This is a genomic window from Arcticibacter sp. (assembly GCF_045629565.1).
In the GTDB taxonomy this organism is placed as follows: Bacteria; Bacteroidota; Bacteroidia; order Sphingobacteriales; family Sphingobacteriaceae; genus Arcticibacter.
In genome coordinates, this window is sequence record NZ_JAZQRL010000028.1 from 14110 (window position 1) to 29418 (window position 15309).

At 44.2% G+C, this 15309-nt stretch carries 14 protein-coding genes; 7 read left to right on the forward strand and 7 right to left on the reverse strand.

Features of this window, described 5'->3' with window-relative positions; translation table 11 throughout:
* Positions 1 to 20: 20 nt before the first annotated feature.
* Positions 21 to 983 carry an AAA family ATPase gene (locus tag ACKI5J_RS03005; RefSeq protein WP_407426367.1) on the reverse strand — a complete coding sequence of 321 codons (963 nt, stop codon included), beginning with the start codon at positions 981 to 983 and terminating at the stop codon, positions 21 to 23.
* Entirely contained in the window at positions 983 to 2350 is a 1368-nt protein-coding gene (locus ACKI5J_RS03010) for a peptidylprolyl isomerase (protein WP_407426369.1), read from the reverse strand. Before ACKI5J_RS03010 ends, ACKI5J_RS03005 begins: the two co-directional genes overlap by 1 nt.
* Before the next feature lie 221 nt (positions 2351 to 2571).
* Here ACKI5J_RS03010 and ACKI5J_RS03015 point away from each other — a divergent pair, with 221 nt between their 5' ends.
* Together ACKI5J_RS03015 and rdgB are read left to right on the forward strand one after the other, a co-directional pair.
* Complete coding sequence (locus ACKI5J_RS03015; RefSeq protein ID WP_407426371.1) at positions 2572 to 3069, forward strand: hypothetical protein; 498 nt, start codon at positions 2572 to 2574, stop codon at positions 3067 to 3069.
* The gene (gene rdgB, locus ACKI5J_RS03020; protein ID WP_407426373.1) at positions 3069 to 3644 is read left to right on the forward strand and encodes an RdgB/HAM1 family non-canonical purine NTP pyrophosphatase; all 576 of its coding nucleotides are present in this window, start codon (positions 3069 to 3071) and stop codon (positions 3642 to 3644) included. Before ACKI5J_RS03015 ends, rdgB begins: the two co-directional genes overlap by 1 nt.
* Before the next feature lie 33 nt (positions 3645 to 3677).
* Here the strand turns inward: rdgB and ACKI5J_RS03025 are convergent, their stop codons facing one another.
* The gene (locus ACKI5J_RS03025) at positions 3678 to 5708 is read right to left on the reverse strand and encodes an OstA-like protein (protein WP_407426375.1); all 2031 of its coding nucleotides are present in this window, start codon (positions 5706 to 5708) and stop codon (positions 3678 to 3680) included.
* A gap of 82 nt (positions 5709 to 5790) precedes the next feature.
* Between ACKI5J_RS03025 and tilS the strand changes: the two genes are divergently transcribed.
* Together tilS and ACKI5J_RS03035 are read left to right on the forward strand one after the other, a co-directional pair.
* Positions 5791 to 7128, forward strand: coding sequence for a tRNA lysidine(34) synthetase TilS (tilS, locus tag ACKI5J_RS03030; protein ID WP_407426377.1), 1338 nt, complete (start codon positions 5791 to 5793; stop codon positions 7126 to 7128).
* 1 nt (position 7129) lies between these two features.
* A complete protein-coding gene (locus ACKI5J_RS03035; RefSeq protein ID WP_407426379.1) occupies positions 7130 to 7615 on the forward strand; it encodes a hypothetical protein in 486 nt (161 codons plus the stop codon).
* A gap of 43 nt (positions 7616 to 7658) precedes the next feature.
* Here the strand turns inward: ACKI5J_RS03035 and ACKI5J_RS03040 are convergent, their stop codons facing one another.
* Positions 7659 to 8621, reverse strand: coding sequence for an isopenicillin N synthase family dioxygenase (locus ACKI5J_RS03040; protein ID WP_407426381.1), 963 nt, complete (start codon positions 8619 to 8621; stop codon positions 7659 to 7661).
* A 158-nt stretch (positions 8622 to 8779) separates the two neighbouring features.
* Here ACKI5J_RS03040 and ACKI5J_RS03045 point away from each other — a divergent pair, with 158 nt between their 5' ends.
* The 3 genes from ACKI5J_RS03045 (at position 8780) to ACKI5J_RS03055 (ending at position 12142) form a co-directional block, all read left to right on the forward strand.
* On the forward strand, positions 8780 to 10873 hold the full coding sequence (locus ACKI5J_RS03045) for a nitrite reductase (RefSeq protein WP_407426383.1): 2094 nt from the start codon (positions 8780 to 8782) through the stop codon (positions 10871 to 10873).
* A gap of 1 nt (position 10874) precedes the next feature.
* Positions 10875 to 11567: a bifunctional precorrin-2 dehydrogenase/sirohydrochlorin ferrochelatase gene (locus ACKI5J_RS03050; protein WP_407426385.1), complete on the forward strand. Its 693-nt coding sequence runs from the start codon at positions 10875 to 10877 to the stop codon at positions 11565 to 11567.
* Between the two features lie 71 nt (positions 11568 to 11638).
* The gene (locus ACKI5J_RS03055; protein WP_407426387.1) at positions 11639 to 12142 is read left to right on the forward strand and encodes an RrF2 family transcriptional regulator; all 504 of its coding nucleotides are present in this window, start codon (positions 11639 to 11641) and stop codon (positions 12140 to 12142) included.
* Between the two features lie 162 nt (positions 12143 to 12304).
* On the opposite strand, the gene lnt is transcribed toward ACKI5J_RS03055, so the two are convergent.
* Genes lnt through rsmI form a run of 3 tightly spaced genes read right to left on the reverse strand, consistent with a single transcriptional unit; the run spans position 12305 to position 15263 of the window.
* Positions 12305 to 13921, reverse strand: coding sequence for an apolipoprotein N-acyltransferase (gene lnt, locus ACKI5J_RS03060; protein ID WP_407426389.1), 1617 nt, complete (start codon positions 13919 to 13921; stop codon positions 12305 to 12307).
* Entirely contained in the window at positions 13922 to 14563 is a 642-nt protein-coding gene (locus ACKI5J_RS03065; protein ID WP_407426391.1) for a PH domain-containing protein, read from the reverse strand.
* Positions 14553 to 15263 (reverse strand): 16S rRNA (cytidine(1402)-2'-O)-methyltransferase, encoded by a 711-nt coding sequence (gene rsmI / locus ACKI5J_RS03070; protein ID WP_407426393.1) that lies wholly within the window; start codon positions 15261 to 15263, stop codon positions 14553 to 14555. Before rsmI ends, ACKI5J_RS03065 begins: the two co-directional genes overlap by 11 nt.
* Between the last annotated feature and the right edge of the window lie 46 nt (positions 15264 to 15309).

Consider the following 15309-nt stretch of genomic DNA (forward strand, 5'->3'; position numbering starts at 1 on the left):
CATATCGCGGGAACGCCGCGTTAATACAGGCCTCTGATGATATCATCGGCACTCAAGCCCTCGGCTTCGGCCTTGTAATTACGAACTATTCTATGTCTTAGAATTTGCATCGCAACTGCCTGTACGTCTTCAATATCAGGAGAATATTTGCCCATGATGGCTGCATGGCACTTGGCTCCCATAACCAGATATTGAGAGGCGCGGGGCCCTGCTCCCCAATGGAGATATTTATTTACATGAGACGTTGCAAGTTCAGTGCCTGGCCTGGTCTTTGCAGAAAGGGAAACTGCATATTCAAGAACGTGATCGGTGATAGGCACGCTTCGGATGAGCCGTTGGAAATACAATATCTGTTCAGCGGTAAGAACTTTGTGCAGTTCCGGCCTGCAATTGGTTGTTGTGCTTTTTACGACCTCTATTTCATCCCTAAAAGATGGATACGACAGCGTCACGTTAAACATAAAACGGTCAAGCTGGGCCTCAGGAAGCGGATATGTCCCCTCCTGCTCTATGGGATTCTGGGTCGCCAGGACAAAAAAAGGATTTGGCAGAGGATAGCTTTTGCCTCCTACTGTGATGATCTTTTCCTGCATAGCCTCAAGCAGTGCCGCTTGAGTCTTAGGGGGAGTCCGGTTGATCTCGTCAGCCAGGATGATATTGGAAAAGACGGGCCCTTTCAAGAATTTGAATGACCGGTCTTCCCCCAGAATCTCTGACCCGACGATATCAGATGGCATCAGATCAGGTGTAAATTGCACTCTGTTATAACTCAGGTCGAGGACTTGCGCTATAGTATTGACGAGTAAGGTCTTTGCTAAGCCAGGCACACCGATAAGCAGGCAGTGACCGTTGCTAAGTATAGAGATGAGTACCGCTTTCACGACCTCATCCTGTCCGATAATAACCGTAGAGATCTCTTTGTTCACCTTTTTGTAAGATAAACTTAAAGCGTCTAAACCTTCTACATCCGACATATAGTTCATTAGTTCACCTGCGCTGTTTCATTGGGTAGCCACATCTTAAGACTTTCACATGTTTGGAACTCAGGGTCTATCTTAATATAAGTAGACGTCCTTCGTTTCTCAAACCAGCTGCTTACTTCGCGTTGGATCTTGTCTTCAAACGCGATTTCCTTGATCTTAGGAAAATCCTGATCAAGGTTGGCTCTGTGAGGATCAGTTTTGGATTTAAGATATACAAAACGGTATCCTTTCTTGCCATCTCTTGCAGTGAACTCGTAAGGTTTGGAGTAAGTTCCGACTTTCATCGTGTCGATAGCGAAGAAAACCGACGGATCAAGTTTGTCAGTCGGAATAAAAGTAGTTCTCGATGAAACATTCTCTGCATTCAGCATCATTCCACCGTTGTATTTAGTATCATTATTATCGGAATACATGGAGGCCGCTGTCGAAAACGGAAGCTTCTTGTTCACCACATTTTCGTAGATGCTGTCGATCGCCACTTTGGTGCGTACCAGGCTTTCTGGCGGAGCTTCCATTTTGATCAGGATGTGACGGGCACGAACTTGCTCACCGCGGCGTTCCATCACCTGCAGGAAGTGAAATCCAAAGTCTGTTTCAAATACGGGAGAAAGCTCATTCACCTTAAGTTTGAAAGCCAACGCCGTAAATTCTTTTACCATCGCGGTCCTGTCAAAGAACCCCAAATCCCCTCCTTCAGGTGCTGATCCCGGATCTTGCGAGTAGAGTCGTGCCAAGGTGGCAAAGTCTTCTCCTGCCTTGATACGAAGACGTAATGCTTCTGCCTTGTCTCTAAACTTTTCTTTTTCTGCCTTAGTGAGCTTAGGGTAAACGACAATCTCTCCTACCTCAACTTCTGTGGGGTATTCAGGAAGACTATCTTTCGGGATGGATTCGAAGAACCGCTTAACCTCTAACGGTGTAATGCCTACATTCTCGGTTATTTTGGAATGCATGCGGTTAGCAACCAACTGTTCTTTAACGTCAGGACGGATCTCGTCTTTATATTGCAGCACAGAGCGATTCAAAAACTGCTCCAGACGCTCCTGTCCTCCGGCTCTCTGAATAAAAGCACGCATACGCCTGTCTACTTCATTGGTCACCTCGTCATCTGTCACGGTGACCGAGTCAATAACAGCTTGCTGAGAAAGGAGCTTCTGTGTCAGCATCTGCTGTAACACTCCACATTTCACTTCCTCATTTTGTGGATTACCTTGCAGGATATAATTGGCATATTCACGCTCTATATCCGATTGTAAGATGACATTATCACCAACGACAGCTGCTATTTTATTAACTGTAAAGTTTTGAGCGAAAGTGAGGTTGATAGATGTTAACAGAAAAAAAAGTATCCCTACGGTTTGTTTCATTATGTTTATGTACGTTATAGCATCCCGGACCTTTCGGGCCCGCAATAACAAATATGCAGTATATTCCAAATGGTAATCCTGCAAAACTAATGATATAATCTTTGATTTGCTGAAGAAAATATTTGATTTACACCTTCATAAAGGTAAGCTTAATTTCTGCTTCCATGCAGGCGCTGCGGCTGATTTAACTATTTTTAACAAAGGATTACTACTTTTGAGTAATGAGTGAAATGAAAGCATCCGATCCTGCAGCGCTTCAATACCTGATGACAGAGGATATCTATCTGGTCAACGAGAGGGAACTAGCTGCAACCTCCACAACGAATCAGGAAAGTAGCCCTACATTTAATTATCTTGGAGAGAATAACAAGTTCATGCTTCTATTGATTCAGGAAGAAAGTCATCCGAATCTTCGCTCCAACGAGCTTGAGGCACTGGCCAACATTCTCGGTGCAAAGAGAATGAGCATCAAAGATGTTGCCATAGTTAACCAACGCAAGTACAGCACATCCACATGGAAAGAGTTTAAAACTTACTTTGCCTGCAGCAGCATTGTACTTTTTGGAATTGATCCTCAAGAGGTCAAAATAAGGCCTTTACCAAAAAACGTAATTACAGATTTTGAGGGGATTCAGGTGCTGTTCACCTACAGCTTCGCAGAAATGCTGAGTAGTGTTGATAAGAAAAGAGAATTTTGGAATCAAATGAAAAAACTTTAATGAGAACATTAGTATTTGCAACCAATAACAAGCATAAGCTGGAAGAAGTTCAGGCACTGATTGGTAATAAATTCCAGCTCAAGACCCTTGAAGAGATTGGCTGCACGGATGACATCCCCGAAACCGGTGATACTTTTCAAGATAACGCTTCGCAGAAGAGCCGGTATATATGGGATCGTTTCCAGATCGATTGCTTCTCGGATGATTCAGGTCTGGAGGTAAAGGCTTTGAACGGTGAGCCGGGAGTCTATTCTGCGCGCTATTCCGGCTCACGTGATCCGGAAGAAAACCTGCAGCTTGTAATGAGCAAAATGAAGGACGTGAGCGACCGCTCCGCCAGTTTTAAGTGTGTGATTTCCATTGTCCTTGATGGCAAGGAACATCTATTCGAAGGCTCTGTTGAAGGCGAAATCACAAATACCCGCTCAGGCTCTGCAGGTTTTGGCTATGACCCAATTTTTAAACCTCAGGGTTATGACGTTTCTTTCGCGGAGATGCCTGCTGAAGAGAAGAACCGAATCAGCCACAGAGCAAGGGCGGTTGAAAAACTTGTCGGGTTTCTGAATCAGCAGTAACCAGCGGTAAGTCCTGACACCTACGGTCAGGACTTACCTCCTGGTTACTGCTTTGCTCGGCTGCTGAGGTTTTGAAGGCGTCTTCCCGGAAGCGGCTGGTGACTTTTGGGGCTGCAGCGCAGGAATAATCTCTTCTTTCGATTTTGGCCGGTCTTTGGGCTTCCAAATAAAGCCTTCGAGAATTTCCATATCCTTCGGCGCCTTCTCAATAGGATAGTATTTTCCTTCGGGCTTTCGTACCAGCACCACGCGTTTCAGCTTACTGTCAGCAAATTCAAGCTTCATTCTGCTGCTCAGCGACCGGTTAAAACCTGTATATACGCTATCTTCGAGCGTATAATAGATACTTTCGGCATTGCCATCCACGAACATACTTTCCAATTTACTATCCTTGAACAATCCCGTCAGCACTTTCCCCTTCACCTGGTTAAAGCGGCTCGAATCTCCTTCAGCACTCACAATAAGGCCGTTGTTCTGCAAAAGCATATTGTCTAACTTCTGATTTTTCATTTGCAGAAAAATCGTATCAGCAGTCAGCTGGGTTCCTTGTGTCCAAATGATCGGGTTGTTATAACACCTGATAATTGAATCTGCATAGCTATAAAAAGTAGAATCTGACCGGGATTGGAGATCTGATTTGAAGATCTTCACTTTGTGGTAAGCGTTAATAATCCTTGTCTTTACAGTATCCTGCGGATTGAAGGTCGCTTTTTTGCCTGTGGTATCTGCACTGGCACCCTGGGTCAGGCTGCCGCGACTTCCAGCAACTTTTTTTGACAAGCTATCTGTAGCTGGAGTAATACTGTCAGTTGCCAGTCGTGTTTCTGTAGTGTCCAACACGTTGGTGCTGTCAGTAACAGCCATGGACACACCTGCCGGTTGTGTATCTTCAAGTGGCCTTTCTGCTTTCGATGCTTGGTCCTGCTCTTTTTTTCTTTTCCTGTCCCTTTTGGAGACTTTTACTTCAGGTTCCTGTTTTGGCGGTGCCGGAGGAGGCGCCAATCTTTTAGGGATGGCGATTCCGCCGTCTTCAACAATCGCACCTTCCGGATCTTCTTCGATCTCCTCATCAGACTTAAGCTCTTCTGGATTTGCGGGAATCAGGTCCTTTTTATAAATCATCTTCGTCATCAGGGTATCAGCGGTCATATAGATGGAATCTACAGAAGCGGAATCTTTTTCAACCTCCATAACGACATAAGCGTTTCGTGTAACCAGTGCACTTTCGTCGGCTCGCCTGTAAATGCCCTGATTACCTTTCAAGATAACCTTTTGAACGGTGTCAAGAAACGTGATGTTGTTAACAGCTTTGCCCATCCCTGCCTTTCCATCGTAAAACAGACTATCGCCCTTAAGCGATTTAGAACCCTCCGTATACAAGTTCTTTTTACCGAACCATGCCTGATCAGTCATGGTATTATATCGGCCGTTTTCTGTGTATAGCCGCGATGCTTTATTTGCGTTTTTACCATTAATGGTGGTAGGCCCATAAAAGTAAGCAACCTTCGAGTTAGTGTTGTACTTAAGCGTATCGGTGTTTATAAGGGCATCGGGGGTATTAACAACTACATCAAAGCGAAAATAAGCATCATTGGTAGAAGCAAAGTAGTAGCCGTTCTTACTTGTGAGAATATCTTTTCCATTCTCTATCTTACCTCCGCCGATATAGGTACCAATTCTATTTGCCATCTTGTACGTCAAATGATTAGTGGTCAGAACCGACGTTTTATCAACCATGCGGACGTTGTTGGTCAGGATGGCCGTCCTCGTGTTCCCGTCATAGTTCAACAGATCTGAATAAATTACAGTCCCATCCGGCTGTGTAATAACCACATGCCCAAACGCGTCGAAAGCATTACCTGCCTGGTTGTAGTCGGAACTGTCGGCTCGAAGGGTAGAACCCTCCTGGACAAACACCGGATTGATAACTCTGAAAAATTGGACCCCGTTTCTCTCAACTCCTTTAATTTCGGTAGAACTGGTTAACTGGACCTGGCTTCTCTTCTGTGCTGAAACATGACAAACACATAAAAGAGCGATAAAAAGAAAAAGCAGTTTTCTCACAATACAAAATTAGTTTTTTTGAGCATGTAATTTGTATGTATGTCGTCAGCATTATTTACAGTTTATTTAAATAGTTTTGACCATGCTTCCAACAGATAGGTTTCTTTCATACATCTCGCAGCACAATTTGTTCGGTCATGCCGACCGGCTGCTGCTTGGTGTCAGCGGAGGAAAAGACTCTGTACTGTTGGCACACCTCCTTTACGCTTCAGGATACCAGTTTGGTATAGCGCACTGTAATTTTTGCCTTCGGGATGAGGAATCTAACGGAGATGAGGTTTTTACCAGGGAGCTGGCCTCACAGCTTAACGTACCCTTCCATTCAATCAGGTTTGATACTCCTGCGTATGCATCATCGAATCAGATTTCGATACAGATGGCGGCAAGAGAATTACGATACGCCTGGTTTGAGCAAGTCAGACAAGAACATGGCTACCACTATATAGCTGTTGCTCAGCACAAAAGTGATGCTACCGAAACCATACTGCTCAACCTCATCAGAGGAACGGGCATCGCAGGCCTTCATGGAATACTGCCAAGAAGGGATAGAATCCTGAGGCCTCTCCTCTTTCTGACCGCAGAGGAGATTGATGCTATTGTTTCAAACAGCAGCATTTCCTACCGAGAGGACAGCTCAAATGCTTCTATCAAGTACGCCAGAAACAAGATTCGGCATGAGGTGATTCCTAAGATGAAGCAGCTCAATGAAGACCTTGACCTCACATTCGAAGAAAACAGCCGGCGCTTCCTGCAGGTTGAGATATTTTTAAATCAGGAAGTTGAGAAGTTGAGGAACAAATTCTTTCATCATACAAGCGTAGATACGATTGAAATCGACGTTGATCTGCTGGCAGATCTAAATCCGCGGGATTTATTACTTTACGAATTGTTGAAGCCATATCAATTCAATGAAACTACGATCCAGGATCTGGTGAGCGTATGGCGCACGCAATCAGGTAAAATTTTTGAATCTAAGAGCCATGTTTTGCTGCTGGACAGAAGCACATTGATCTTAAAGAAACGTTCAAGTGCTGAAAGCCCTGAAATCGCCATCTTGAAGGACACGAAAAATTTTGAATGGAACGGCATGAAGTATACTATCAGCCGTGTCACTCCTGAAGAACTGCGTTTCTCAGGAGACGGTAAAATTGCATATTTGAACGCTGACTTGTTACAATTCCCCCTTAATTTGCGTCTATGGAATAAAGGTGATTATTTTCACCCCCTGGGAATGACAGGGAAGAAAAACATCAGCGATTTCTTTATCGGTCAGAAGCTAAACCGCTTTGGAAAAGCCGAGATCGGAATACTGGAAAACGGGAATGGTGATATCTTATGGGTGGTCGGTTACAGATCCGACAACCGGTACAGGGTAACCAGTGATACGCAAAATATTTTCATTATTGAAACATCCGAATAACATGACAGATCAAGTAACCTTTACAGAAAAACAGTATCTGGGCAGGGACTATAACCGTATCAGCGTTCGGCTCACAATGGCTCTTTTCTGTTTTGGCGCCTACTTTCTGAGCTCTAACAAGGAAAGAACGGCCGAAGTGCTCGTCCTCGTCGGCATCGGTATCTTAGTTGGTTCTGTCGTCATGCTGTTTATGGTTCATTTCCGCACCACAGTGAGGAATAAGAGTATAATCATTGACGGACTTTGGACAACCAGGCTGGTAAAGATTGATTTGAATAGCATTGTAAAAGTTGAACGCACGAAGTACAGCCCCTATCTCATAAACAACCCGGTATATAATTTGCATACCAATGGAAAGATAAAATTCTATGCCGGAGGAAAAGAAGCTTTAAAGCTAACTGACCGCGACGGATTGGAATATATTATCGGAACACAATGCCCGGACGAGTTTGAACAGGCCCTGGGTAAAGAGATGAACAATTATTAGCAGGATCTGAAGGTGAAAAACCCTCAGACCCTTACTATTTTTATCACATTTTCAGACCGATTTCTCTCAAACGCTCATCGAGATATTCGCCTGCAGTCATATCACTATATGCCTTCGGACAATCGTTGCTAATACAAATATCCAAACAAGTCAGGTCCATATCCAGCTTCGGATGCAGGAAGAAAGGAACAGAGTATCTTGACGATTTCATTAACTCCCTTGGTGGATTTACGACACGGTGAGTAGTAGACTTAAGTTTATTATTTGTCAAACGCTGGAGCATATCCCCTACATTAACGACAATATCTTCTACTTGCGCTTTCACTGGATACCAAGTTCCTGTGCGAGTCAACACCTCAAGACCATCCGCACTGGCACCGATCAGTAAGGTAATCAGATTGATATCTTCATGAGCACCTGCCCGCACAGCGTTAGGAGCCAAAGCATCGGGATCAAGAATCGGGAAATAATGGATTCCGCGCAATATGGAGTTGCCATTATGCACTTTAGGCTCAAAATAATTTTCATCCAGACCCATATATACTGAAATGGCTTTCAGCAAGTGCCTTCCTGCCACTTCCAGCCGTTCGTAAACCTCACGCGTAACTTCATTAAAACGTGGCAATTCTTCTACCAGAATATTGTCAGGATACTGCGCTTTTACCGGATCACCGTCAGTTACAGTTTGCCCCCTCTGCCAGAACTCCTTCAGATCCGCCACTGGCGCACCCTTTGCTTTTTCCTTTCCTTTACTAGTATACCCCCTCTGTCCTGCCAGCTCCGGCTCTTCATACTTGCTCTTCACTTCCTCCGGAAGCTCAAAAAACTTTTTAATTTCCACGTAGAGCTCATTCATCAGTTCCTGCGTCATTCCGTGATTCGCGATCGTGACAAATCCAGTTTCCGTAAAAGCCTTGCCTATGTTTTCTGCAAACTGCTTCTTCTGCTCAGCAGATCCGCTCACATAGTGGTTCAGGTCCAGTCGTGGAATATTTATCTCAGCCATTTTCTGTTTGTTTTGTTGATGCTCAAAGATAAAGAAATTGAGGAGGCAAACACCGACACTGAGAACGCCCTTCAGTCATATACGGATCAGGTTTTAGAAATATTTCTGATAGTGCGTCATTATTGCTATTTTTGATAATCATATCAACTCTATAGAGAATGCAAGGTTTCAGAACAGAGCTAGAGAATCCGCTGGTACAGAAAGACATAATTGAACTTGAGAAAAAGATCCGACTGTTCAGAGAGGGACAAATTCATGAAGAGAAGTTCCGTAGTCTGAGGTTGGCAAGAGGCGTTTACGGCCAGAGGCAGCCTGGTGTACAGATGATCAGGATCAAGCTTCCTTACGGAAGAATGACCGTTCAGCAGCTATATCGAATCTCCGATGTATCAGACAATTATGCTACCGGCAACTTACATATTACTACCCGACAGGACATCCAGCTGCATTACGTGAGCTTGGAACGCACACCTGAGTTATGGGCTGAGCTTGAAAAAGATTCAGTAACCTTACGCGAAGCCTGTGGAAATACGGTGAGAAATGTAACCGGATCGGCAATGGCGGGCGTGGATCCTGATGAGCCGTTCGATGTAACTCCTTACGCTCATGCTACGTTTGAGTATTTCCTGCGCAATCCGATCTGTCAGGATATGGGAAGGAAATTCAAGATGGCCTTTTCTTCTTCGGAGAAAGACTCCGCGTTTGCTTTTATGCATGATATTGGTTTCGTCCCGAAAGTAAGATTCGAAAACGGCGAAGAAGTCAGAGGCTTCAAAGTCGTACTTGGCGGCGGACTTGGTTCACAGCCTCATATCGCCGAAGATGTTACAGACTTCATGCATGAAGATTTGATAATTCCTTTTGCCGAATCGGTTATCCGAATCTTTGATCGCTATGGAGAGCGTGCAAAAAGAAACAAGGCACGCTTGAAGTATCTTATTCAGGACATTGGAAAAGATACATTTCTTGAGCTTGCAGAGAATGAACGTCTCGCTCTAAAAAATAAAACTTACAAAATCGATCGCCACATTGCGTTTGCGGAACCCGAGGGCAATATATTGCCAGTTCCTGAAATCAGCGATCCGGCTAAGTATGAGAGATGGCTTAAAACCAACATCTTTGAGCAGAAACAAAAAGGCTTTGTTAGCATTGGTATCCGTGTTCAGAACGGAGACATCAAAACACCTGTTGCCAGAAAGTTTGCTCAACTCGTACTCGAAGCTGCAGGTGACGATATCCGCCTTACCAATTCACAGGGCATCATGTTACGCTTTGTGAAAACTGAAAATCTTCCCTACGTATTTCAAAAGCTGAATGAACTGGGTTTAGCAGAACCTGGGTTTGAAAGCGTTATCGACATCACATCTTGCCCGGGCACCGACACTTGTAACCTCGGAATTTCAAATAGCACAGGCATCACACGTGAACTGGAGAGAGTCATTGCTGCTGAGTATCCCGAGCTTATATACAATAGAGACATTACCATAAAAATCAGTGGATGCATCAATGCTTGCGGACAGCATGCAATGGCCGCCATAGGATTCCATGGCTCCAGTATGAAAATCGGAAAAATGGTAGCCCCTGCGCTTCAGGTACTGCTTGGAGGCGGACCAACCGGTGATGGAACTGGTGTTGCATCGGAGAAGATCGTGAAGGTACCGAGTAAACGCGGACCGCAAATTCTGCGCACGCTTCTTGATGACTATTTCGATAATCGCCTCGACGGAGAATTGTACAACGCCTACTATACCCGTCAGGGAAAGATCTATTTTTATGACCTATTGAATCCTATCGCTAAATCAGAAGATATCACTCCCGACGACTTTATCGATTGGGAACATACTGAAGCATACAAACCAGCTATCGGGATCGGTGAATGTGCCAGCGTCATGATTGACCTTGTTGCGACCTTGCTTTTCGAAGCTGAAGAGCGTATTGACTGGTCGAGAGAAGCATTAGAAGCAGGAGAATACGCTGATTCAATTTATCACTCTTACACCGGGTTTGTAAATTCAGCAAAAGCTCTTTTGGTTTCTGAAGGATTAAAAACAAATACTCAGGCTGGAATTATTCGTGACTTTGATTCTGCATTTGTAGAAACAAAGAAGGTTGCTCTTCCTACAAGCTTTCATGATCTGGTATATCAGATGAACCAACAGGAGCCGACTAAGGAATTCGCCACCTACTATTTTCAGCAATCTGAATTATTCAACCTGCAATTGAAAGACTACAGAAATCTTCAATTAGCATAAGATGACTGATCTGCAGGCAACGAATCCGTTGTTTCCTATATTCGTAAAGCTACATAACCTCAACCTCCTTCTGGTGGGCGGCGGTTATGTAGCTCTCGAAAAACTTGGCGCCCTACTGGCTAATAGTCCGCAGGCTAATATTAAACTAGTGGCACAGGAGATTAGCGCCGATGTGCTGAATATCCTCCAGCTTCACAACATTCCTTATACAGAACGCGCGTTCGAACCAGGTGATCTTAATGGTATGGATCTCGCGATTGTCGCTATAAACGACAGCGACATCAGCTCCCGCATTGCCTCAATCTGCAAAGAGAAAAGGGTATTAACTAATGTTGCAGATAAACCCGATCTGTGCGACTTCTACCTTGGCTCGATCGTACAAAAAGGCAACCTGAAGATCGCTATATCCACCAACGGCAAATCTCCCACCATTGCCAAGCGTATCAAAGAAGTACTGAACGAGACCATACCTGATGAAATGGACGATCTGCTGAACAATATGCAGCGCATCAGAGACGGCCTGAAAGGCGACTTCAATGATAAAGTAAAACGCCTTAACGATATAACCAGTGTCATGTCTGTTAAGAGGAAAAAGACGTCTGCATTCAGGAAACTAATCTATTTGCTATCCTTCATTATTGCAATCGCCTTTCTGATACTTGCCGGCTATTATATCCTTTTAGCGGTTTCATAATATATATACAGCTTTCTGCGTTGCTAATATTTATATAGTATCTTTGCTATTGACTTTATATACTATTTGCTTTGCTAACGAAGAAAACCAAATATGCAGTAAAAGCCCTGATGGCTTTAGCAAGAAATAAAGGGAATTCTCCGATGCTCATTTCGGCTATTGCGGCTAAAGAGCAGCTTCCCAAAAAATTCCTGGAAGCTATTTTGCTGGAGATGAAGCGAAACGGCATACTTGCCAGTAAGAAAGGTGCCGGCGGAGGTTATTATCTAATGAAGAAAGCCGAAGAGATTAAACTTGCTGCTATCATTCGGATCATCGACGGTCCAATTGCACTCCTCCCATGCGTTAGCCTCAACTTTTATGAACGATGTGAAGAATGTACAAGCGAATTATATTGCGGGATACGGGACGTCATGAAAGACGTGCGCGACGCCACTCTGAAGATTCTCGGCGAAACCAGCCTCGCAGACATGATCGAACGCGAAGACAAAATGAAAGCACTCCTTCTTGAGAATCAAGCCGAAAATATCACCGAAGAAGACTTCAAAGGAAATCTCGGCGGTGTCACAGAATAAAAAAGGGTTGTTCTTATGATGAGTGAGACAACCCTTTTTCAAAAAAACCTAGCTTAAAACTACTCTATAAGTCAAATCACTTAACTTATCTTCTTCTACGGGTAAGATCGCACAAGGTTTCAAAAAAAATAGCTTAGAGCCTGTTTTACACCTCTTTGCAAATTACGATCCCACCGATCTGCGGCGAATCAGCATTAAAATAATCAGTCCTACCGCTAATACACAACCTGCCCAGGCTATCCAGTCTCCGTAACGAACGTAGAATGTCAGGTCACTGTTCAGGTTAATCTCCTGCTTCAATGCCGTCGGCACCCACCAGGGAGCAGCCTGTATAACATCCCCTCTTTGATTGATAAAAGCCGAAATGCCTGTGTTTGCTGATCTTGCCACCCACCGCCGGGTCTCAATGGCTCTTAAGCGGGCATAAGCAAGATGCTGATCTTTTCCCGAAGTATTTCCCCACCATGCATCGTTAGTGATGATGGCAATAAACTGCGCTCCGTCCCGAATATACTCAGCCACATAGCTACCCCAAATGGATTCATAACAGATTACCGGAGCAACGCCCATTCCACTCTGCGAAAAGAAAACAGATGGCTTGTCCTGCTTCCCGAAACCTCCCGATGAACCCCCAAATGCGGCGAATATTGGCTTCATAAAGCTTAATGCCGTTGCAAAGGGAAGAGACTCAACCCCAGGCACCAACTTCGACTTGTGATAAAACTGCACCTTGGAGGAATTCTCTATATGAATTGCGGCATTATAATAGTCGAGATATTTACCAAATGACTCATTATAAGCAGCACTTGGCGTTTCTGCCTTGTCATATAATTTAAAACTTTCAATACCGGAGAGCACATTACCATTTTTATACTTTGACAGGAAAGCCTGAATCTTAAGGAAGTTCAGATCACTATGAATCCGATACTCTTCAGTCATTCTGGAGATAGCGGTTTCCGGCCAGATAAAATATTCAGTATTGGCCTGTCCTACTGAGTCAGAGAGTCTTATCAGGTCATCAATCTGCTTCTCCGGCGACTTGCTCCACTTATCATAGGGGTCAATATTCGGCTGTACCACCACTACGTTTGCAGGATTAGAAGTCTCCACATAACCGGTATACATCATGACCGAACCAGCAATTGGAATAGCCACCCAAATAGACAAAGCAACCGCTAGTTTTTTCTTTAGCTGGTAACCAAGCGTCGCAGAGTCATCCTGTTCACTTAACTCAAAAGCCAGAATATTAGCGACAAGAATCCACAGGGTTCCGCCATAAACTCCGGTAAACTCATACCACTGAACTAACCGCGGTGTTTCGGCAAAGCCATTCCCCAGATTCATCCAGGGAAACTGAAGGTCCCAACTTTGGTGCAGATATTCATAAGCAATCCAGAAGCTGATCAGACCGAGATAGCTAATCAGCTTACCCGACGTTCTGCGCAGCTGAAAATACAGCCAGAATGCAAGTGTCATCAATATTGCTGCCAAGCCGAACGGAATAAGCGAAATTAAAGACGCAACCCAAACATCAAGCACGGCGTTTAAGGAATTGAATACCCAGTAAATACAGGAAGTATTCCAGATCAGGAATGTCAAGCCCGACAGCAAGAATACCTTTCTTCCCTTTCGCGGAAGGGAAGATTGAATTACGTTTTCAACTGCCCTCAGCAGTGGCACTAATGCGACTAACAATATTGGCGCCGTGAACGACATAGGTGGCCAGGCCAGCCATAATAGAAATGCACTTATAACGGCAAGAAAATAGTTTCTTTTCACTTAAAACTGAGATAATATATCGGATTTTTTGGCTTCATATTCTTCCTGGGAGATCAGTTGTTTTTCGAAAAGCACCTTTAACTTTTTTAATTTCATCGTGATCTCGTCTTCAAATGGTTCAACAGGTTCAGGAACTATTGTCACAGCTTCGGAAATAACCTGCTGAGCAGCTTCAGCTTGAGCCCTGGCTTCTTTTTCTAACTGCTCTCTTCTTTGCTCTTGCTCCTTAAGATACTGCTCTTGCTTCAATTCAGCCTTCAATTTGTCTATCTGTTGGTTAGAAAACTGATAGAGCTTCCTTGCCTGAACCTTGGGAATGTAATCCACTGTAAAGTTCTCCCCGCTCAGAGGGACAGCGGTAAAGCGCGCACCAAAGAACTCCTCTTTGAAAGAAACTTCTTTGATGTCTTTCCACGAATAGATTTCAAAATTGGTGGTCAAGCCAAGGTTACCTGGAATACAAAAAAACAAACGCCTGCTGGTCACCGCTACCGTGTCAGGTACCAGCGTAACGGCGGGTTTTTTCTGCACTGCAAGATATAAAATCTCTTCTCCCGGGGTAAGCATATCACTTAGCTTAACAAGAATTTTTTCAACAGCTTTAGGGTCCTGTTCATCTATTAAAAACTTCTCAAAGTTCATTCGCTTTTTTATTAATGTTTTTCTTTCCTTCTTTCCCAGCTATTATAACCACAAACTCACCCTTTAAAGTATGTGACTCATAGTAAGATTTAACTTCCGACAAACTACCGCGTACGGTTTCTTCGAACAATTTCGTCAGCTCCCTTGAAACGGAGGCAGGACGACCTTCCCCAAAAACCGTGATGAACTCGTCTAAAGACTTCAGGAGCCGATGCGGCGATTCATAAATGATCATGGTCCGCGGTTCTTCACTAAGTTCCTTTAATCGGGTCTGACGTCCTTTTTTTACAGGTAAAAATCCTTCAAACGTGAAACGGTCAGTCGGCAACCCGGAATTAACAAGCGCGGGCACAAAAGCAGTCGCTCCGGGAAGACACTCAATTTCGATGTCATTCTTAAGCACCTCCCGAACCAGATAGAAACCCGGGTCGGAAACCGCGGGTGTTCCGGCATCCGATATTAATGCAATATTTTGCCCTTCCTGTAAAAATCTTACAATCTCCGAACTGGCCTTATGCTCATTATGCTGATGATGGGCGTAAACCTTTTTATCTATTCCAAAGTGTTTTAATAGCGGCGCACTGGTGCGTGTGTCTTCCGCAAGAATGATATCCACCTCCTTCAGAACCCGGATCGCCCTAAGCGTTATATCCTCCAGATTTCCAATGGGGGTGGGTACGAGATAGAGTTTCCCTGTCATATTCAAAAAAAATGCAAAAACTTCCTGCAAACAGTCAACTGATCAT